This is a genomic window from Micromonospora sp. CPCC 206061 (genome assembly GCF_036906915.1).
Classification (GTDB): domain Bacteria; phylum Actinomycetota; class Actinomycetes; order Mycobacteriales; family Micromonosporaceae; genus Phytohabitans.
In genome coordinates this window covers 85425-104384 of sequence record NZ_JBAKHX010000021.1, presented here as the reverse complement: position 1 = coordinate 104384, position 18960 = coordinate 85425, and the positions used below count along the sequence as shown (strand labels likewise).

Sequence of the window (18960 nt, the reverse complement as noted above, 5' to 3'; positions counted from 1 at the left end):
GCGGGGGCGTGCGGGCGGGGGCGTGCGGGCGGGGGCGTGCGGGCGGGGGCGTGCGGGCGGGGGCGTGCGGGCGGGGGTGGTTAGAGGAGGGGGCGGAAGGTGTTGGCGGCTACGGAGATTGCCAGAGTGGCGGTCGCTACCGCCATCGCGGCGGCGATCAAGGCGGCATCCGCCAGGCGGAAGTGTTGGACGCGGGCGTATGTGCGGGGTGTGCCCGAGTCGAAGCCGCGCGCGTCCATGGCGGTCGCCAGCCGGGTGCCGCGCCTGATCGCGCCTACCAGCAGCGCGAACGACGTCGACGCGAAGAGGCGCAGCGCGGCCACCGGGTTGCGGCCGGCGTCGATCCCGCGGGCGCGCCGGGCCATGGTCAGCTCCTGCCACTCCTGCCGCATCAGCGGCGCCAGCCGGAATGCCGCCAGCGCCCCGATCGCGAATCGGTGCGGTGCGCGGGCGTTCTGCACCAGCGCGTCGGCGAGGTCGGTCGGGTCGGTGGACGCGAAGACCAGCACGCCGGGCAGGGCGATCGCCACGACGCGCAGGGCCAGGCCCAGCGCCGCGGTGAGGACCCCGGTCGTGACGACCACCGGGCCGATGTCGAAAAGCCGGTCACCGCTGCGGTCGGCCGCGAACAGCACGATCGTCACCACCACGCCGAGAGCGCTCAGTAGCAGCGGCCACGCGCGCCGGGCCAGTGTGCGGTAGCTCAGCCCGAACAGCGGGACCACCGCCAATTCGATCCCGATCGCGATGGCAGGGGTCAGCGGGTCGAGCGTCACGACGAGCGCGAGTGTGAAGACCAGTGCCGCGGCCAGCTTGGCGACTGGGTTGCGGCGCGCGAGTATCCCGTTCATAACGTCACCGTGCGGTCGGCGAGGGCCTCGACGAAGTCGCGGTCGTGGGTGACGGCGACGACGCCGTGGCCGGCGTCGCGCAGGTCGGCCAGCAGGTCGACCAGCTCGATCCACGTGCGCCGGTCCTGGCCGAACGTGGGCTCGTCCAGAATCAGCAGGCGTGGCGCCGCCGCCAGCGCCGTCGCGACGCTCAGCCGCCGCGCCTCGCCACCTGACAAGGTGTACGGGTTGGCACCGGCCAGCCGGTCCAAATGCAACCGTCCCAATAGTACGTCCACAGTGGATGGATCGGCGCCGATGGCGAGTTCGTCGCGGACCCGTGCGGTGACGAACTGGTGCTCGGGATCCTGGAAGACCGAACCGATCCGCCGTGCCAGTGCGCGCGCCCGCCAGCGGTGCGGGGGAGTTGCCGCCTCGCTGCCGGCCAACGCCTCGGTCGCGCGCACCCGGCCCTCGGTGGGCTTGAGAAGGCCACCCAATATGAGGGCCAATGTGGACTTGCCGGCGCCGTTCGGCCCGAGGACCGCGAGCGCCTCGTTCTCCAGTACCGTCAGATCGGTGGCGGCCAAGCGATCGCGAAGGGCGACCTTTTCCGCGCACAGCAGCGCCTTTCCCGGCGCGCGGACGGCGCGCCGCGGCGGCACTGGATGGCCCGGCACCCACACACCCGCTTCGGCGAGCCGGTCGCCGTGCTCTGCGAACACCTTCTCGGGGGGGCCGTCCGCGCGCACGCCGCCGCCCGGCTCCAGCACGACGACCCGGTCGACGAGCGGCAGCGCCTCGGCGACCCGGTGCTCGACGAGGATCAGCGTGCTGTCGGGGTCGAGGGCCCGGGCAAGCGCGCCGCGCACAAGGTCGGCGCCTTCGGGGTCGAGGTTGGCGGTGGGCTCGTCGAGCAGCAGCACGTCGGGGCGGAGCGCGAGGGCGCCGGCGAGCGCGAGGCGCTGCTGTTCGCCGCCGGACAGGGCCGCGGTGGGGCGGTCTCGGCCATAGGGGAAGCCGACCCGCCGCAGCGCCTCGTCGACGCGCGGCCAGATCTGGTCCGGCGGTACGCCGAGGTTTTCGGGCCCGAACGCCACGTCATCGCCGGAGCGCGCCATGACGAGCTGCGTCTCGGGGTCCTGGAAGAGGATGCCGGCCCGCCCGTCGACGTCGACGGTGCCTTCGCGTTCACCGGAGTCGGCGGCGAGCAGGCCGGCGAGCGCGGCGAGCAGCGTGCTCTTGCCGGCGCCCGAGGGCCCGAGCAGGAGCACCCGCTCGCCGCGCTCGACCCGCAGGTCGAGGTCGCGCAGCGCCCACCGTTTCCGGCCGGCGTGCCGCCACCCGAACGCGCTGAGCTTGATCACCCGTGCCTAGACCGTGACGCGGTCGCGGCCCGCGGGGAAGCGGTCCAGCACGCCGGTCTGCGCCAGCGCGCGGGTCAGCGCCCAGGCGCCGCCACCGGCGATGACCGCGGAGCTGAGCACGACGAGCGCGCCGTACGCCCACTTCCAGCCCGTCGAGGTGTCGGGGTAGTAGTTGATGAGGTCGAGGAGCGTGGCCGCGCCACCGGCCAGCGCGCCGCCGACGATCGCGGTCGGCAGGCGCCACTGCCGGTATCCGGTGGCGGCGAACGCGAACTCGCCGGCCGCCCCCTGGAACAGGCCGTACAGCACGGTGAGCAGGCCCCACGGCGAGCCGAGGAGCGTGGAGACGAGGGCGGCGACCAGCTCGGTGAAGATGCCGGCGCCCGGCTTGCGGATGACCAGCGGGCCAAGTACCGCGGGCAGCAGCCAGACGCCGTAGATGAGCGCGCGGCCCGGCAGCGGTATGGCGTTGGCCGGGCCTTCCCAGAGCAGACCCCAGGCCCAGAAGATCACGCCGAACGCGACGCCGAGCACGGCAGCGACGACGATGTCGACGGTGCGCCATCGAGTAGGTGACATGTAACGTCCTCCGGACTCCCTGCGCTGGCATTACCCAGATCAGGTTCGAGGGTCTGCGTGCCGCGTCATCGCGGCCGCACTCTCAGCGCTGTGCGCTCCCCTGTCGGTTGTTCTCATCAACGTTACACCGCAGGCCACGTGCGTTACTCTGGGGCGGCCCGTCGCCTGTGAAAGGGATCGTCCTGTCGTGACCGCTGTCGACCCCGGGACCGCGCAGGAGACGCACGACTCTCCGCCGCCGCGACGGCTGTTTGGCGACCGCATCGGCTCGGTCGAGGTGCTCGCGGTCCTGCTCGTCCTGCTGGTGCTCTTCCGTAACCCGCTGGCGGACGCGATCTCCAACCCCCGGCTGCAGACCTGGACCACGGTGTTCGTCTCCGTGATGGTGCAGGCCGTGCCGTTCCTGGTCTTCGGCGTCGCACTGTCGGCCGTGATCGCGGTGTACGTCCCTCGCTCGTTCTGGTCCAAGGCGCTCCCCAAACACCCGGCTCTCGCAGTCCCCGTAGCGAGCGGCGCGGGCATGATCCTGCCCGGCTGCGAGTGCGGCGCGGTGCCGATCGCCGGGTCGCTGATCCGCCGTGGGGTCACCCCGGCGGCGGCGCTGGCGTTCCTGCTGGCCGCGCCCGCTATCAACCCGATCGTGCTCGCCGCGACGGCGGTCGCGTTTCCCAACAACCCGGAGATGGTCGTCGGCCGGGGCGTCGCCAGTCTCATCGTCGCCATGATCATGGGCTGGCTGTGGCTGAGGCTCGGCCGCGCCGAGTGGATCCGCCTGCCCCATAGGCCCGACCTCGACGGGGTGCCGCGCGGGCAGGCGTTCTGGGCGGCGGTCCGGCACGACGTGGTGCACGCGGGCGGGTTCCTGGTGGTGGGTGCGATGGCGGCCGCGACCATCAACGTCGTGGTGCCCGAGCGGTGGCTCCAGACGCTCGCTGACAACCCGATTCTTTCGATCATCGCGCTGGCGGTACTGGCCGTGCTGCTGTCGATCTGCTCGGAGGCTGACGCGTTCGTGGCGGCGTCCCTGTCGCAGTTCTCGCTGACCTCCCGGCTGGTGTTCCTGGTCGTGGGCCCGATGGTCGACCTCAAGCTGATCTCGATGCAGGCCGGGGTGTTCGGGCGGCGGTTCGCCTTCCGGTTCGCCCCGACGACGTTCGCGGTGTGCGTCCTGATCGCCGTGGCGGTAGGGGCGGTGCTGCTGTGAACAGACAGGCGCAGGCGGTCGTGATGCTGCTGTTCGGCGGCGCGGTGGTGAAGGCCAGCGTCACCGACATGTACCTCCGGTACGTCAAGGAGGGACTGCGGCCGTTCCTGATCGCGGCGGGCGTGCTGCTGATCGCAGCGGCCGTGATGACGCTCTTCTACGACCTGCGAAAGCCGGCTGCAAGCGGTCACGACCACGACCATGGCGACGGTAAGCCGCACCGCGAGCCGCGAGTTGGCTGGTTCTTGATCCTGCCCGTGCTCGGCCTGCTGCTCGTGGCCCCGCCGGCCCTCGGCTCGTACGCGGCCGGCCAGGCGGGTACGGCGCTGTCCAACCAGCAGCAGATGTCCGACTACCCGCCGCTTCCCGAGGGTGATCCGGCGCCGATCACCGTGCTCGACTACGCGTCGCGGGCGGTCTTCGACAAGGGCGCCTCGATCGGTGACCGCCGGGTGCAGCTCACCGGCTTCATCGCGCAGGGCGCCGATGGCCAGCCGATCCTCGCGCGCATAATCCTGTCCTGCTGCGCCGCAGACGGCCGGCCGATCAAGGTGGGCATGTCGGGTGACGCGCCCAGCGGTCTGGCGACCGACACCTGGGTCGAGGTCGTCGGCACGTACACCGACCGCACCGCCACCGACCCCGTGAACGACGACTCCATCCCGTTCATCGAGGTCGAGTCGTGGCGGCAGATCGATCCGCCGAAGCAGCAGTACGAGTAGGGCATAGATGAGTTTGAGTGCCGACGGCTACCTGAAGATCGTCACCGAGACCATCGACCGGGTCGCCAGCGGCCAGCGCGACGAGGTGGGCCGTGCCGCCGACCTGATCGTGGCGGCGTTGCGCACGGACGGCGTGGTGCAGGCGTTCGGCACCGGGCACTCCGAGGCCCTGGCGATGGAGATCGCCGGACGGGCCGGCGGCCTCGTGCCCACCAACCGGATCGCGCTGCGCGACCTGGTGCTGAGGGGCGGCGAGCCGGCAAGCATCCTCAGCCCGTTCCTGGAGCGCGACCTCACGGTGGCGCACAAGCTGTACGCGCTGGCGCCCATCGAGCCAGCTGACGTCTTCGTGCTGGCGTCGAACTCCGGCGTCAACGGGGCGATGGTGGAGTTCGCGATCCTCGTCAAGGAGCGCGGACACGGCCTGATCGCGATCACGTCGCGGGAGCACTCGGAGCGCGTGCAGTCCCGTCATCCGTCGGGCCGCAAGCTCGCAGACGTGGCCGACGTGGTGCTCGACAACGGCGCGCCGTACGGTGACGCGACCCTGCCGCTGCCCGGTGGCGGCGCGGTGGGCGCGGTCTCGTCGATCACCGCCGCGCTGCTCGCCCAGCAGGTCGTGGTCGAGGTGGTGCGGCGGCTGGTCGAGGCGGGGGAGCGGCCTCCGGTGTACCTGTCGGCGAACATCCCCGGCGGCGACGACCACAACACCGCGTTGGAGGCCCGGTACGCGGGGCGCATCCGCCGCGGCGGATAGTTTGATCATCGCCGTTTTCGGGCAGATCTCTGGATCGTGGAGGAGGAGACCGAAAAACAGCGCTGGGACCGTAACTTCGCCGATCTGCTGCAGGAGTTGCGTGTCGCGCAGACCGGAGTGCAGATCCTCTTCGCCTTCCTGCTGATACTGCCGTTCAGCGCGGAGTTTCCGAAGGCGAGCGGTTTCCAGCGGGATGTGTACATCGTCGCGCTGCTCGCCGCGGCTGGCTCGGCAGCGCTGATCATCTCGCCGGTGGCGTTTCACCGGGCGCTCTTCCGGCTCGGCCGCAAGCCGGAGCTGGTGCGCTTCGCACACAGCATGGCGACCGGCGGGTTGGCCTTCACCCTGGTGGCGATGGTGGCCTCGGTTCTGCTGATCACCGACTTCCTGCTGGCCCGCCCGATCGCGCTGATACTCAGCGGGGCGACCGCGCTGTGGTTCCTCACATTCTGGGCGTTCCTTCCGTTCCTGCGCCGGAACTGGACCGATGAACCCCTACCACACGGTAATACTCGCCGGTAGCGTGGGACACGTCACAGCACTGGGGCAAGGGGGTACGCCGTGACCGGGACAAACGTTTCGGAAAAGCAGGCCCGTCAGGTCGCCGAGGCGGCTCGCGAGTCGGACTGGCGCAAGCCGAGCTTCGGCAAGGAGCTCTTTCTCGGCCGATTTCGCCTCGACCTGATCGATCCGTGGCCGGAGCCGGAGCCCGAGCCCGATTTCCTCGGCAAGCTCGACGCCTACGTGCGCTCCGAAGTGGACGGCGCCCGCATCGAGCGGGAGGCGCGTATCCCCGACGAGGTCTTCCAGGGCCTCGCCGCACTCGGCGCCTTCGGCATGAAGATCGACAAGGAGTACGGCGGGCTCGGCCTCTCCCACCTGCACTACTGCAAGGCGCTGACGCTCGTCGGCTCCGTGAACCCGTCGATCGGCGCGCTGCTCTCCGCACATCAGTCCATCGGCGTGCCGCAGCCGCTCAAGCTCTTCGGCACCCCCGAGCAGAAGAAGGCGTTCCTGCCCCGGCTCGCGTCCGGCGAGGTATCCGCCTTCCTCCTGACCGAGCCGGACGTCGGCTCAGACCCGGCGCGCCTCGCCACCATCGCCGAGCCGGTCGAGGGCGGCTACAAGCTCAACGGCGTCAAGCTGTGGGCCACCAACGGCACGGTCGCGACGCTGCTCGTCGTCATGGCCCGGGTCCCCGACAAGGGCATCACCGCGTTCGTCGTCGAGGGCGACTCACCGGGCATCACGATCGAGCGGCGCAACGCGTTCCTCGGCCTGCGCGGCCTGGAAAACAGCGTGACCCGGTTCCACGACGTCTTCGTCCCGGAACAGAACGTCATCGGTGGCCTCGGCAAGGGGCTCAAGATCGCACTGACCACGCTCAACACCGGGCGGCTCTCGCTGCCTGCGATGTGTGTCGGCGCCGGCAAGTGGTCGCTCAACGTGGCCCGCCTGTGGGCCGCCGATCGGGTGCAGTGGGGCCGGGCGGTCGGGCAGCACGAGGCGGTCGCCAAGAAGCTCGCGTTCATCGCCGCGACCACGTACGCGATGGAGTCCATGTTGGACCTCTGCTGCATGATCGCCGATGACGACCGCAACGACATCCGGATCGAGGCGGCGCTGGTCAAGCTGTACGCCAGTGAGATGGCCTGGCAGGTCGCCGACGAGCTGATCCAGATCCGGGGCGGGCGGGGGTATGAGACCGCCGAGTCGCTGGTCGCCCGGGGCGAGCGCCCCGCCGAGGTCGAGCAGATCCTGCGTGACCTGCGCATCAACCGGATCTTCGAAGGCTCCACCGAGATCATGCACCTTCTCATCGCCCGCGAAGCGGTCGACGCGCACCTGTCCGTGGCCGGCGACATCATCGACCCGGACGCCAATCTGGGGCGCAAGGCGCGCGCCGGGGCAAAGGCGGGCGCGTTCTACGCCCGGTGGCTGCCGACCCTCACGGTCGGTAAGGGGCAGGTGCCCACCGGGTACGGTGAGTTCGGGCCGCTCGCCACGCACTTGCGGTACGTGGAACGGGCGTCCCGCAAGCTGGCCAGGTCGACGTTCTACGCGATGTCCCGCTGGCAGGGAAAGCTGGAGCGAAAGCAGGGCTTCCTCGCGCGGATCGTCGACATCGGAGCCGAGCTGTTCGCGATGTCCGCCGTGTGCGTACGGGCCCGCGCCCAGCGGGGCGACCGGCCCGAGGGCGTCGAACTGGCCGACCTCTTCTGCCGACAGGCGCGGCTGCGTGCCGAGGCGCTCTTCGACGGGCTGTGGGACAACACCGACAGCCGCGACGCGGTGGCGGCGAAGCGCATCCTGGACGGCCGCTACGCCTGGCTGGAGGAGGGCGTCGTGATCCCACCGGCCGACCTCCCATGGGTAGCCCATTGGGAGCCCGGCCCGTCCACATCGGAGGACGCCCGCCGTCGCATCCCCCGCTAGCGCAGGCCCAACGCGCGCAGTTCGAGCGCCGCGAGGGCGTCGACGACGTCGTCGTCGCCTCGGCGCCAGGCCTCGGCCACGTCCGGGTCGATGCGCGTCAGTTTGCGCAGCGGCTGGTTGGCCAGCGCCCGCAGCGCGAGCAGGTCGCGCCCGGCGGGCCCCTTGCGCAGGGTGGCCGCTGCGCCGGCACGGCGCATCCAGCGGACGCGCAGCGGCAGCCACAAGAACAGCACGAGCCCGAGCGGAAACACCAGCAGCCCCAGCGACAGCGCCCACGCCAGGTCGGCCACCACGTCCTGCTGGCCCTGACCGGCGTCGGACAATGAGCGGGCGGCATTGGCGGCGCTCTCGAACGGCTCGGTCAGGTCGTCGCCTACCACCGGTATCCGGCCGACCTTGCCGCTGACGTCGGAGAGGTTGTCGGCGATGCCGGTGCCGGCGCCTTCCAGTTTCTGCCCGGGCACGGCGAGCTTTTCGATCAGGTCGTACACCCACATCGCGACCCGGATCGACGCGTACACCCAGGCGACGACGAGCAAGTCGGTGACGAGTTGGCGGAGAGCGGTCGGGACGCGATCGGCGTAAATCTTCACACCGTCAAGCGTCGGGCACGACCGCCAAGATCACCGAGTCAGCGCGCGCATGACGGGCACGTGCCGAAGATCTCCAACGTGTGCGAGACGCCCGCGTACCCGTGCTGCGACGCGACTCGCTCGGCCCACGCCTCCACGGTGGGCCCCTCCACCTCGACCGTACGGCCGCAGGAGCGGCAGACGAGGTGATGGTGGTGCCCTTCGCTGCACCGCCGGTACAGGTGCTCGCCGCCCGGTGGGCGCATCACGTCGACCTCGCCGCTGTCCGCGAGCCCCTGGAGCGTGCGGTAGACCGTGGTCAGGCCGACCCGCTCGCCCCGGTCGCGCAGCATGGCGTGCAACTCCTGGGCGCTGTGGAACCCCTCCACCTCGCGCAGCAGGGCGCTGACCGCCGTGCGCTGCCGGGTGTTGCGGACCGTTCCGGCCCCGTCCTCGGTCATCATCTTGCCTCCCGGGCGTGGCTGACCGCGTCGGCGACGATATGGGCGATGTGCTCGTCGACCAGCGTGTACGCGATCTCGCGACCGCGCCGGGCTCCACGGACGACCCCGGCTCCGCGCAGCACCCGCAGGTGCTGGGAGACGAGCGGCTGCGGCGCGCCGAGCTTGTCGACGAGCTCATGCACGCAGCGTTCCCCGTCGGCGAGTTCCGTGACGATCGCCACGCGGATCGGCGCCGACAGGGCGCGCAGCAGCTCGCCCGCACCCTCGTACGCCTCGTAGCCGGTCGTCGTGGTCACCTTGCAACGGTAACCAATGTCTGGTCGGCTCAGCGCTCCAGGATCACGTCCGGCGGTTCAACCTCAGCGGTACGGGTGAACGGCCGCCGCCGGATCGCCCGCCAGGCCGCGGCGCAGACCGCCACCGTCAGGAACCCGGCGATCGCCAGCACCACGATCGTGGCACCCACCGCCGTGTCGATCTCGCCGGCCAGCCACACGCCCAGCCCGGCGCAGAGCACGCCGAGTGCCATCGCGGCGGCCATCGTGCTGCGGAAGCCGCGGGTCACCTGCTGCGCCGCCGCCACCGGCACCACCATGAGCGCGCTGACCAGCAGCAGGCCGACGGTGCGCATCGCGATCGTCACGGTCACCGCGGCGGCGATCGCGATCAGGATGTTCAGCGCGCGCACCGGCAACCCGGACACCCGGGCGTACTCCTCGTCGTGGCAGATCGCGAAGAGCGCCGGGCGCAGCAGCAGCATCGCGGCGAGGACCACGACGCCCAGGACGCCGATGACCACGAGGTCGGTGCGCGAGGTCGTGGTCAGGGAGCCGAAGAGGTACGCCATCAGGCTGGCGTTGCTCCGGTTGCTGGACAGGCCGACGAGCATGACGCCGCCCGCGATGCCGCCGTAGAAGAGCAGCGCGAGGGCCAGGTCACCGGAGGTGCGGCCGCGCTCGCGCAGCAGTTCGATCGCCACCGCGCCGGCAGCCGCGACGATCACCGCGGTGATCACGGGGGAGCGGTCGAGCAGCAGCCCGACGCCGACGCCGGTAAGTGCCACGTGGCCGATGCCGTCGCCGATCAGCGACATCTTGCGCTGCACCAGGTAGATGCCCAGCGCGGGCGCGGCGAGACCGATGACCAGCGCGCCGATCAGCGCGCGGATCATGAAGTCGTACTGGAACAGGTTCATGTCAGCCAGGCACCTGGTGGGTCCTCGGGCGCGTGCGGGTGCACGTGGTCGTGGTCCGGCGCGGCGTGGTGACCGGCCGGCGCCGGTGCGGCGCCGTCGTGCGCGATCTTGCCATCGTGTACCACGACAGCCCGGTTGATCAGCGGCTGGAGCGGTCCGAGCTCGTGTGCCACCAGCAGCACGGTACCGCCGGTGTCGACGAAGCCCCGCAGCGCGTCGGCGAACGCGGTCTGGCTGCCGGCGTCGACGCCGGCGGTGGGCTCGTCGAGCACGAGCAGTTCGGGCTCGCCGGCGAGCGCCCGGGCGATGAGGGTGCGCTGCTGCTGGCCGCCGGAGAGGGTGGCGACCGGCTCGGCGGCGCGGTCGGCGAGGCCCACGGCGGTCAGTGCCGCGGTCACGGCTGTCCGGTCGGCCGGGCCCGGTGGACGCAGGATGCCCCGGCGGGCCAGGCGTCCCGATGCGACGACCTCGGCCACGGTGGCCGGTACCCCGCTGCCGGCGCCCATCCGCTGCGGCACGTACCCGACCCGTCGCCACTGCCGGAACCGCTTGAGTGGTGTGCCGAAGAGTCGCACGGTGCCGCCCCGCAGCGGCACAAGCCCGAGGATGGCGCGCACCAGAGTGGACTTGCCGGAGCCGTTGGCACCGAGGATCGCCACCACCTCGCCGGCCGGTACCGACAGGGACACGTCATGAAGCACGGGGCGGTCGGCGTAACCGACCACCCCGTGCGCGATGTCAACGGCTGGCTCAGCCGTCACGAACACCCCAGCGCCGGGCGCAGGGTGGACAGGTTTTTCCGCATGACCGAAAAGTAGTCCTCGCTGCTGCCCTGCTGCAGCCCTTCCAGCGGATCGAGCACCGCTGTCTGGGCGCCGACCTCCTTGGCGATGGTGTCGGCGACCTTCGGGCTGACCAAGGTCTCGAAGAAGATCGTGGTGGCCTTGTGCTCCTTGGCCTCCTCGGTGACGTGTGCCAGCCGCTGCGGCGAGGGCTCGTCCTCGGGCGTGAGCCCGGTGATGCCGATCTGCTCCAGCTTGTACCGGTCGGCCAGGTACCCGAACGCGCTGTGGCTGGTGACGATCTCCCGGCGCTGGCAGGTCTTGAGGCCGGCGTCGTACTCCTCGTCGAGCTTTGCGAGGTCGGAGCGCAAGGTGGCCGCGCGGGCCGTGTAGTCGGCGGCGCGGTCCGGATCGGTCTCGCCGAGCCGCTTGGCGACCGCGTCGCCGATGGTGGCCAGGCGGGTGGGATCGAGCCAGACGTGCGGGTCCTTGCCGCCGGTCTCCTCCTCGTGCTCCTCCTCCGGAGCTTCCTCGCCCTCGTGTTCGTGCGCCGCGCCGTCGATGAGCGGCACCGCCGTGGTGACGTCGAACGCCTTGTCGCTGGCCTGCTGGGTGACCGCCTCGTCGACGGCGGGCTGGAACCCCTTGAGGTAGACGACGAACTTCGCGTCGGTGAGCTGCGCCACCTGGTCGGGGTTCAGCTCCAGGTCGTGCGGCTCCGCGCCGGGCTTGACCAGGTTTGTCACAGAGACGGCGTCGCCACCGACCCGCTCGGCGACGAACTGCAGCGGGTAGAAGGCGGCCACGACGTCCAGCTTGCTGGCGCTGGCGGAGCTGGCGTTGTCGTCGCCGCAGGCCGTGAGGCCGGTCAGCGCGAGCGCCGCGGCGCCCGTGGCGAGCAGGGTGCGGGGGGTGGTGCGGTTACGCATGACCCCAACTCTCCGCCTCAATGATAATGATTGTCAAAAGCGCATGAGTCTGGCTCACATAATCTTGGCGAGGCCGACAGCGATCAGGAGTGTGAGGATCACGAGCCGGACGGCGCGGTTGCCGGGCGTCTGCACAGGCCAGCTCATGGTCATCAGGTAGATGAGCGCGCCAGCGAGGAGCAGCATCAACAGTCCGCCGACCACGCCGGGAGTGAACAGCGCCACCAGCGCCAGCGCCAGCGTGGCGAGGAACACGGCGGTGGGACTCAGCCGCGTAAGCTTCATCGGATCACTGTAGGGAGTGGCTCGTGTTGGTTCTGAACCGGTTCCTGGTCGACGAAAACGCGGCGGCCGCGTTCACCGAACGGGCACACGCCGCCCTCGCCGCCCTGGCCGCCCGCCCCGGCTACGTGCGTGGCCAGCTCACCCGCTCGCTCGACGAGCCGAGCCACTGGTGCCTGGTGACCGAGTGGGAGTCGGTCGGCACGTATCGGCGGGCCCTCGGCCACTTCGACGTCAAGGTGTACGCCACGCCACTGCTCGCGGAGTCGCTCGACGAGCCGTCCGCGTACGAGGCGCTCGCGGCCGCCGAGCCCGGCGGCCAGGTGGTGGCGACGGCGAGCGACCGCGCCCCCGACTTCCCCTGAGCGCTCGCACATTACGCTTGCCGTCATGACGTCGCCGCCACCCGGTCCGGGGGTCACGCCGCCCTTCGCGGCGCCACCGACCGAGGGGCGCTCGTTCCGGCTCTGGATGGCGCTGGGCGTGGCCGGCCTCGCCACGCTGCTGTGCTGCGGCGCGGGCGGCACCGCTCTGGTCGGGTTCATCATCACCGGTACCGAGGCGGTGAACGAGCAGGTCCAGACCGTGGCCGGAGACTACTTCGACGCCCTGCGCGAGCAGCAGTACAACGAGGCGTACGACCTGCTCTGCGACGAGATTCGTAACGACGAGACGCCCGAGCAGTTCAGCTCCCGCATGTCCCGCGAGCCGCGGATCGCCTCGTACTCCTTCGGCGATGTCGATCTCGTCGACCTCACGCTGCCCACCGACCTCACCTACGCGAGTGGTGATCGCGACACGGTGCGGGTGGCCATGGACCAGGACACCGGCAGCGGCGAGTTCAGGGTGTGCGGCTTCGCGGAGTAATCTGCTGGGGTTTGCGCCGCCGGTAACCGTACGGTGGTGACATCCGTTGTTCATCTCGTCCACCCGCCCATCCCCGCCGACCGCCAGCCGGCGTAGGAGGAAACCCATGCCAGCCGATCGCATCGACGCCGTTGTCAGCCTCGCCAAGCGCCGAGGCTTCGTCTTCCCCTCCAGCGAGATCTACGGGGGCACCCGCTCGGCCTGGGACTACGGCCCGCTCGGCGTGGAGTTGAAGGAGAACGTCCGTCGGCAGTGGTGGCGCTCGATGGTCCAGCAGCGCGACGACATCGTCGGCCTCGACTCCGCGGTGATCCTTGCCAAGGACGTGTGGGCAGCCTCGGGCCATCTCGACGCGTTCGTCGACCCGCTGACCGAGTGCCAGTCCTGCCACAAGCGGTTCCGCGCCGACCACCTCGAAGAGGCGTACGAGGCCAAGCACGGCCGCCCGCCGGCCGACCTCGCCGAGCTCAACTGCCCGAACTGCGGCAACAAGGGCACCTTCACCGAGCCACGCATGTTCAACGGCCTCATGAAGACCTTCCTCGGCCCGGTCGAGAGCGAGGAGGGCCTGCACTATCTGCGGCCCGAGACCGCGCAGGGCATCTTCGTCAACTACCGCAACGTCGAGACCTCGGCCCGCAAGAAGCCGCCGTTCGGCATCGCACAGGTCGGCAAGTCGTTCCGCAACGAGATCACCCCGGGCAACTTCATCTTCCGGACCCGCGAGTTCGAGCAGATGGAGATGGAGTTCTTCGTCGAGCCGGGCACCGATGAGCAGTGGCACGAGTACTGGCTCCAGGAGCGCTGGAACTGGTACCTCGACCTCGGCCTGTCGCCCGACAACCTGCGGTACTTCGAGCACCCGAAGGAGAAGCTGTCGCACTACTCGAAGCGGACGGTCGACATCGAGTACCGCTTCCGGTTCGGCGGCACCGAGTTCTCCGAGCTTGAGGGCATCGCCAACCGCACCGACTTCGACCTCTCCACGCACAGCAAGCACTCCGGCGTCGACCTGTCGTACTTCGACCAGGAGAAGCAGGAGCGGTGGGTGCCGTACGTGATCGAGCCGGCGGCCGGCCTCACCCGCGCGGTGCTGGCTTTCCTGCTGGAGGCGTACGACGAGGACGAGGCGCCCAACACCAAGGGCGGTGTCGACAAGCGCACGGTGATGCGGTTCGACCCGCGGCTGTCGCCGGTCAAGGTTGCGGTGCTGCCCCTGTCGCGCAACACCGACCTGTCGCCGAAGGCCCGCGGCCTGGCGGCCACGCTCCGCAAGCGGTGGATCGTCGAGTTCGACGACTCGCAGGCGATCGGCCGCCGGTACCGCCGGCAGGACGAGATCGGCACCCCGTTCTGCGTGACCGTCGACTTCGACACGCTCCAGGACGACGCGGTGACGATCCGGGACCGCGACACGATGAAGCAGGAGCGCGTAGCCCTCGACGCCGTCGAGCGGTACCTGTTGGACCGCCTCCCCGGCTGCTAGCGCTCACCCCCTTTTCCGTCGATCAAGGGCAAGCGCACGTGGTTTGATCTCTGATCCGCGTGCGTTTGCCCTTGATCGGTGCAATCGGCCTTGATCGCCGCCGTCTCGCGGCGGAAGCCGTAGGTCTCGAACCGCCGTGTGAACCCGATCGACTCGTACAGCTTGCGAGCAGGCACATTTTCGGCGTTGTGGTTGACGGACGCCATCGTGATGCCCCGTTCCGCCATCCGGCGCATGCCCCACAGCATCGCGGCCCGCGCCAGCCCTCGGCGCTGGAAGTCGCGGTGCGTGCCGACCGGCTCGAAGTGCCCCGACCGGTTGCGCGGGTCGACCCAGCAGATCGTGAACGCGGCGATCCGCCCGTCTGGCGCCTCCACGACGATCTCCTGGTCGGGGTCGTAGCCCGGCTTCATCATGAACTCGGAGCGGTATCGCTCGCCCGTCCAGTCGTCGCCGAACGACTCGTTGCGCGCCTCGGCCAGCCCGTCGGCGTCGCTCATCCGAGCCGCGCGCACCGCGTATCCGTCAGGCACCCGCGGCTCCGGCACCGGTGCCGTCAGGTCGACCTCGTTGACGTGATCCCAGGTGCGGAAGTGCGTGAAGCCCAGCGCGGTGAGCAGCCGGATGCGGGTGGCGTCGCACTCGAAGAGGTCGGTGGCCACGTACTGGCCGGTCGTGAGGGCGGCCGTGGTCACCGCGGCGGTGCGCAGCATCTCGCGCTCGGCGTCCGTGCCGCGCAGGGCCGGCGCGGCCAACACGTCGAACGCCTCGCCGAACCGGCCGTTGATCGCCAGCCCGGCGATCTCGCCGCCGTCCTCCCACACCTGCACGACCTCGCCCACCGGGCGCCGGCCGCGGAGGTTTTCATAGATGCGGTGCGGCAGTTCACCGATGTGGTCGTACCCGCAGCGCCCCGCCTCGGCGATCCACCCGGCCATCCCGTCCTGAAGGCGCGGCATGTCGGCGTCCGTGTACGGACGCACGACGGGCCCGCCCATCAGAAGTCGAAACCGCCGGGACGGCCATTCCGGTCGGCGATGAGCCCGGCGAGTGTGGCGATCGCGATCTCGGCCGGCGCCTTCGAGCCGATGTTGAGCCCGATCGGGCGGTGCACCCGGTCGATCTCCGCCTCGGTGACGCCGAGCGCCCGCAGCGCCTCGATGTGCGGTGGGGCGTGCCGCGGGCTGCCCATCACGCCGATCCACCGGGTCGTCTCGGCGAGCGCGTCGCGAAGGACCTCACCCAACTCGGGCCTGTCATGGTCGGTCACGACCACGTCGGTGTCGGAGTCGAGGCCGGCGGCCTTGACGGTGCCGCCCTGCGCCGGATCCACCAGCACCGTGCGGTATCCCACGTCGGCCGCGAACTTCAGCAGGTAATCGGCGACCGGCGACTCGAACACCGCCACCAGCGTGCGCCTGCTCGGCTCAGGTGGCAGGCCTCCGTGCGCGGTCTCGCACGCCGGATCGGTGGTCACGGGTACGACACTATCCTTGTGACCGTGAGTGGCGCACTGGTATTCGGGCCGCACCCGGTCGACCCGCCGGTGGTGCTGGCACCCATGGCCGGCATCACCAACGTGGCGTTCCGGCAGCTCTGCCGCGAGCACGGCGCCGGCCTGTACGTCTGCGAGATGGTCACCACCCGCGCCCTCGTCGAGCGCAACCCGAAGACCCTACGCATGATCGCGTTTGCCGAGGGGGAGCGGCCCCGCAGCCTCCAGCTCTACGGCGTCGACCCGACGATCACCCGCAAGGCCGTCGAGATGATCGTCGACGAAGGCCTCGCCGACCATATCGACCTCAACTTCGGCTGCCCCGTGCCCAAGGTCACCCGCAAGGGCGGTGGGTCGGCCCTGCCCTGGCGGCGCCGGCTGTTCGAGAGAATCGTGCGCGGCGCGGTCGAGGCGGCGGCGCCCGCCGGGGTCCCGGTCACGATCAAGATGCGCAAGGGCATCGACGACGACCATCTGACGTACGCCGAGGCGGGGCTGACCGCCCAGGACGCGGGAGTCGCCGCGGTCGCACTGCACGGGCGCACCGCCGCCCAGCGGTACTCCGGCACCGCAGACTGGGACGCCATCGCCGACCTCAAAGACCGCCTCGACGTGCCGGTGCTCGGCAACGGCGACATCTGGGAGGCCGACGACGCGCTGCGGATGGTCGCGCACACCGGCGTCGACGGTGTGGTTGTTGGGCGCGGCTGCCTCGGCCGGCCATGGCTCTTCGCCGACCTCGCCGCCGCGTTCGCCGGTCGTCCCGAGCGGGTCCTGCCAACACTGGGCGAGGTCGCCGCGACCATGCGCCGGCACGCTGAGCTGCTGACGTCGGCAATGGGGTCCGAACGCGACGGCTGCACCGACTTTCGCAAGCACGTGGCCTGGTACCTGAAGGGCTTCCCGGTGGGCGCCGAACTGCGGCGGGCGCTCGCGATGGTGAGCACACTGGCCGAACTCGACGACCTGCTGTCCCGCTTGGACCCGGCCGAGCCATTCCCCACGCACACGCTGGGCCAACCTCGTGGCCGCACCAACTCGCCGGGCAAGGTCGCCCTCCCTGACGGCTGGCTGACGACCCGCGACGACGAGACCGTCCCCCAAGGCGCCGAACTAGACGACTCCGGCGGCTAACTCCCGTGCCAGGCCCGCTCCTCTCGTGGCGCGACGGGAGGAGGGGCGGGCGGGGCGGTGGGGGGAAGGGCGGGCGCGGTGCCGACCGGCTCGGTGGTGGTGTCGGCGTAGGTGTAGGCGGTGGTTAGGGCTGCCAACGGCATGGCCAGGGCGTAGACGGCGCCGGATACCACGTTCAGCAGCGCGAACGGCGCGTCGGTGAACAGGATCAGGACAGTGCCCAGTACCGGCCCCAGAGCGAGCGCCAGAGCGATGGCCACCACCGACAGCGTCGTCACCTTGAGCCACCGCCCGCGCACCAGCTCGGAGCTGCGCCGCAACGTCCGCACCGGGCCGGGCGGCGGATCTTCCAGGGCGGCCACCGGCGCCAGCAACGCCCACCGCCCGGCGAGCCACACGCCGAGCGGCACCAGGGCCAGGCTGAGGCTGAGCGCGATCACGACCGCGATCGCGATCGCCAGCGCGCCGAGCAGCTTCGGGTACCGGGCCACCCCCATCCGGTACGCCCGCAGAGGCCCGATGTCGCGGCCGGCGTCGACTTCGACCAGGGCGGTGGCGGTGACCGCCATGACGAGCCCGACGCCGGCGAGGGTGAGGGCGGCGCCGACCCAGGCGAGGCCCGCCAAGGCGCTCTCCAACGCCGCACCCAGCACCGTGATCGGCAGGAAGATCAGCCCGATTCCGGCGAAGAGTGGCCAGTGCCGGCGGTACATGCGTGCGGCGGCGACCAGCGTCTGGCCCCAGGCGCGCCGGCGCGCCATGGGCAGCGGGTCGGCGGGGTGCCAGGTGGTGCGGCTGGCGATGTACAGCACCAGGGCCACGAGCACCGCGATCAGCATCAGCATGGTGGATGGGTCGCTCACGACCCGGCGGAGCGCGTCGGAGCCGGTGCGCACGGACTCGCAGAAGAAGTCGGTGGCGCCGGTGCCGAGCAGCCCGCCGGCCGGTACGGCGAACGCCTCGTCGCGCCAGCTGTCCTGGGACCAGGTGATCGGCTCGCTCCACTGGCGCTTCATCGCCGGCCCGGTCGGTCCGTTGTAGAAGGCCTGCTGGAGCTCGCCCCACCGGCCTTCGTACCCGATCCACGGAAACGAGGCGCGCGCGAGGGCCGGGTCCTGCGGGATGGTGCGCACGACCGGCCGCACCTCGACGGACGGTCTGGTGGAGTCGTCGCAGCCCACGCCTTCGGAGGCGGAGCTGCCGAGGTAGAGCGCGTCCTCGTAGTGGTTGGCGTGTGAGCCGGCCGCCGGGTGTACGACTGGGTGAGTGCCATCGACGAGCTCGAGCTTGCCATCCCCGGAGGCGGAGGAGTCCCACGCGGCGCGCTCGGCACCCTCGTGCTGGCTGTACCCGACCGACACGGGGTCGACAGTCAGGGCAGCCGCCACGGAAGAAGCGTCGAAGATCAACTGGATCATTTCCCAGTCGCCCTCGTGCTTGTTGTTGTAGTCGTTGAATACGTAGAAGAACCAGTACTGGAGGGCGAGTTTCCCGGGCACGCCCGGATCTGTGGCGACGTGTGCGTACACCGTCGGGCGGGACGTGCCGGTTATCCGATCACCCCAACGCTCGTATCCGCAACCGGGGTTCAGCGGATCTCCGGGGAAGTCGAGGTGATATTCATAACGCCCCTCGGCGAGATCGTCCGCACTGGGTCCGATCTTCACCAGATCGGTCGGCGCCCATGGGCCACGCAGTGCCACGGTCGGCTGGTCGAAGAGCCGGTCGACGTCGAGCGGGAGATACGGCTCGCCGTACCCGCACTCCTCCTCCTGCGCGACGAGCCGCACCACGGGCGCATACCTCGAAGCCAACTCCGCCTCATCGTCGAGATCAGCGTGCGCGGGCGACGGCCAAGC

At 70.6% G+C, this 18960-nt stretch carries 22 protein-coding genes and 1 riboswitch; of the genes, 9 read left to right on the top strand and 13 right to left on the bottom strand.

What is annotated here, in order from left to right; all coding sequences use genetic code 11:
• Positions 1–80 precede the first annotated feature (80 nt).
• The 3 genes from V6V89_RS17155 to V6V89_RS17145 form a co-directional block, all read right to left on the bottom strand.
• Positions 81–851 carry an energy-coupling factor transporter transmembrane component T family protein gene (locus V6V89_RS17155; RefSeq protein ID WP_334620129.1) on the bottom strand — a complete coding sequence of 257 codons (771 nt, stop codon included), beginning with the start codon at positions 849–851 and terminating at the stop codon, positions 81–83.
• Complete coding sequence (locus V6V89_RS17150; protein ID WP_334620133.1) at positions 848–2194, bottom strand: ABC transporter ATP-binding protein; 1347 nt, start codon at positions 2192–2194, stop codon at positions 848–850. The genes V6V89_RS17155 and V6V89_RS17150 overlap by 4 nt, the downstream gene beginning before the upstream one ends.
• A 9-nt stretch (positions 2195–2203) precedes the next feature.
• A complete protein-coding gene (locus tag V6V89_RS17145; RefSeq protein WP_334620128.1) occupies positions 2204–2776 on the bottom strand; it encodes an ECF transporter S component in 573 nt (190 codons plus the stop codon).
• A riboswitch (TPP riboswitch) is annotated at positions 2776–2888 on the bottom strand. (Overlaps the previous gene by 1 nt.)
• Before the next feature lie 75 nt (positions 2889–2963).
• Between V6V89_RS17145 and V6V89_RS17140 the strand changes: the two genes are divergently transcribed.
• The 5 genes from V6V89_RS17140 to V6V89_RS17120 are packed head-to-tail and all read left to right on the top strand — an operon-like array spanning position 2964 to position 7895.
• Positions 2964–3980, top strand: coding sequence for a permease (locus V6V89_RS17140; protein WP_442935157.1), 1017 nt, complete (start codon positions 2964–2966; stop codon positions 3978–3980).
• The gene (locus V6V89_RS17135) at positions 3977–4702 is read left to right on the top strand and encodes a TIGR03943 family putative permease subunit (RefSeq protein WP_334620127.1); all 726 of its coding nucleotides are present in this window, start codon (positions 3977–3979) and stop codon (positions 4700–4702) included. The genes V6V89_RS17140 and V6V89_RS17135 overlap by 4 nt, the downstream gene beginning before the upstream one ends.
• 7 nt (positions 4703–4709) lie before the next feature.
• The gene (locus V6V89_RS17130; RefSeq protein ID WP_334620126.1) at positions 4710–5459 is read left to right on the top strand and encodes an SIS domain-containing protein; all 750 of its coding nucleotides are present in this window, start codon (positions 4710–4712) and stop codon (positions 5457–5459) included.
• Positions 5460–5495: 36 nt separating this feature from the next.
• Complete coding sequence (locus tag V6V89_RS17125; protein WP_334620125.1) at positions 5496–5981, top strand: DUF6328 family protein; 486 nt, start codon at positions 5496–5498, stop codon at positions 5979–5981.
• Positions 5982–6020: 39 nt separating this feature from the next.
• A complete protein-coding gene (locus V6V89_RS17120; protein ID WP_334620124.1) occupies positions 6021–7895 on the top strand; it encodes an acyl-CoA dehydrogenase family protein in 1875 nt (624 codons plus the stop codon).
• On the opposite strand, the gene V6V89_RS17115 is transcribed toward V6V89_RS17120, so the two are convergent.
• Genes V6V89_RS17115 through V6V89_RS17085 form a run of 7 tightly spaced genes read right to left on the bottom strand, consistent with a single transcriptional unit; the run spans position 7892 to position 12122 of the window.
• A complete protein-coding gene (locus tag V6V89_RS17115; protein WP_334620123.1) occupies positions 7892–8488 on the bottom strand; it encodes a hypothetical protein in 597 nt (198 codons plus the stop codon). The genes V6V89_RS17120 and V6V89_RS17115 overlap by 4 nt on opposite strands.
• 38 nt (positions 8489–8526) lie before the next feature.
• Entirely contained in the window at positions 8527–8928 is a 402-nt protein-coding gene (locus tag V6V89_RS17110) for a Fur family transcriptional regulator (protein ID WP_334620122.1), read from the bottom strand.
• Positions 8928–9227 (bottom strand): ArsR/SmtB family transcription factor, encoded by a 300-nt coding sequence (locus V6V89_RS17105; protein WP_265249529.1) that lies wholly within the window; start codon positions 9225–9227, stop codon positions 8928–8930. The genes V6V89_RS17110 and V6V89_RS17105 overlap by 1 nt, the downstream gene beginning before the upstream one ends.
• 29 nt (positions 9228–9256) lie before the next feature.
• Entirely contained in the window at positions 9257–10126 is an 870-nt protein-coding gene (locus V6V89_RS17100; protein WP_334620121.1) for a metal ABC transporter permease, read from the bottom strand.
• Complete coding sequence (locus tag V6V89_RS17095) at positions 10123–10887, bottom strand: metal ABC transporter ATP-binding protein (RefSeq protein ID WP_334620120.1); 765 nt, start codon at positions 10885–10887, stop codon at positions 10123–10125. Before V6V89_RS17095 ends, V6V89_RS17100 begins: the two co-directional genes overlap by 4 nt.
• On the bottom strand, positions 10884–11837 hold the full coding sequence (locus tag V6V89_RS17090) for a metal ABC transporter substrate-binding protein (RefSeq protein ID WP_334620119.1): 954 nt from the start codon (positions 11835–11837) through the stop codon (positions 10884–10886). The genes V6V89_RS17095 and V6V89_RS17090 overlap by 4 nt, the downstream gene beginning before the upstream one ends.
• 54 nt (positions 11838–11891) lie before the next feature.
• The gene (locus V6V89_RS17085) at positions 11892–12122 is read right to left on the bottom strand and encodes a hypothetical protein (protein ID WP_334620118.1); all 231 of its coding nucleotides are present in this window, start codon (positions 12120–12122) and stop codon (positions 11892–11894) included.
• A 23-nt stretch (positions 12123–12145) separates the two neighbouring features.
• Between V6V89_RS17085 and V6V89_RS17080 the strand changes: the two genes are divergently transcribed.
• The 3 genes from V6V89_RS17080 to V6V89_RS17070 all read left to right on the top strand — a co-directional run bounded on the left by V6V89_RS17080 (position 12146) and on the right by V6V89_RS17070 (position 14472).
• Positions 12146–12484, top strand: coding sequence for an antibiotic biosynthesis monooxygenase family protein (locus V6V89_RS17080; RefSeq protein WP_334620117.1), 339 nt, complete (start codon positions 12146–12148; stop codon positions 12482–12484).
• Between the two features lie 25 nt (positions 12485–12509).
• Complete coding sequence (locus V6V89_RS17075; RefSeq protein ID WP_334620116.1) at positions 12510–12986, top strand: hypothetical protein; 477 nt, start codon at positions 12510–12512, stop codon at positions 12984–12986.
• Between the two features lie 106 nt (positions 12987–13092).
• Complete coding sequence (locus tag V6V89_RS17070; RefSeq protein ID WP_334620115.1) at positions 13093–14472, top strand: glycine--tRNA ligase; 1380 nt, start codon at positions 13093–13095, stop codon at positions 14470–14472.
• On the opposite strand, the gene V6V89_RS17065 is transcribed toward V6V89_RS17070, so the two are convergent.
• Entirely contained in the window at positions 14469–15431 is a 963-nt protein-coding gene (locus tag V6V89_RS17065; RefSeq protein ID WP_334620114.1) for a GNAT family N-acetyltransferase, read from the bottom strand. The two genes, V6V89_RS17070 and V6V89_RS17065, sit on opposite strands and share 4 nt — an antisense overlap.
• A 38-nt stretch (positions 15432–15469) precedes the next feature.
• A complete protein-coding gene (locus tag V6V89_RS17060) occupies positions 15470–15949 on the bottom strand; it encodes an XdhC family protein (protein WP_334620113.1) in 480 nt (159 codons plus the stop codon).
• A 24-nt stretch (positions 15950–15973) separates the two neighbouring features.
• Here V6V89_RS17060 and dusB point away from each other — a divergent pair, with 24 nt between their 5' ends.
• On the top strand, positions 15974–17101 hold the full coding sequence (dusB, locus tag V6V89_RS17055) for a tRNA dihydrouridine synthase DusB (protein ID WP_334620112.1): 1128 nt from the start codon (positions 15974–15976) through the stop codon (positions 17099–17101).
• Here the strand turns inward: dusB and V6V89_RS17050 are convergent.
• Complete coding sequence (locus tag V6V89_RS17050) at positions 17098–18915, bottom strand: hypothetical protein (RefSeq protein WP_334620111.1); 1818 nt, start codon at positions 18913–18915, stop codon at positions 17098–17100. The two genes, dusB and V6V89_RS17050, sit on opposite strands and share 4 nt — an antisense overlap.
• Positions 18916–18960 lie beyond the last annotated feature (45 nt).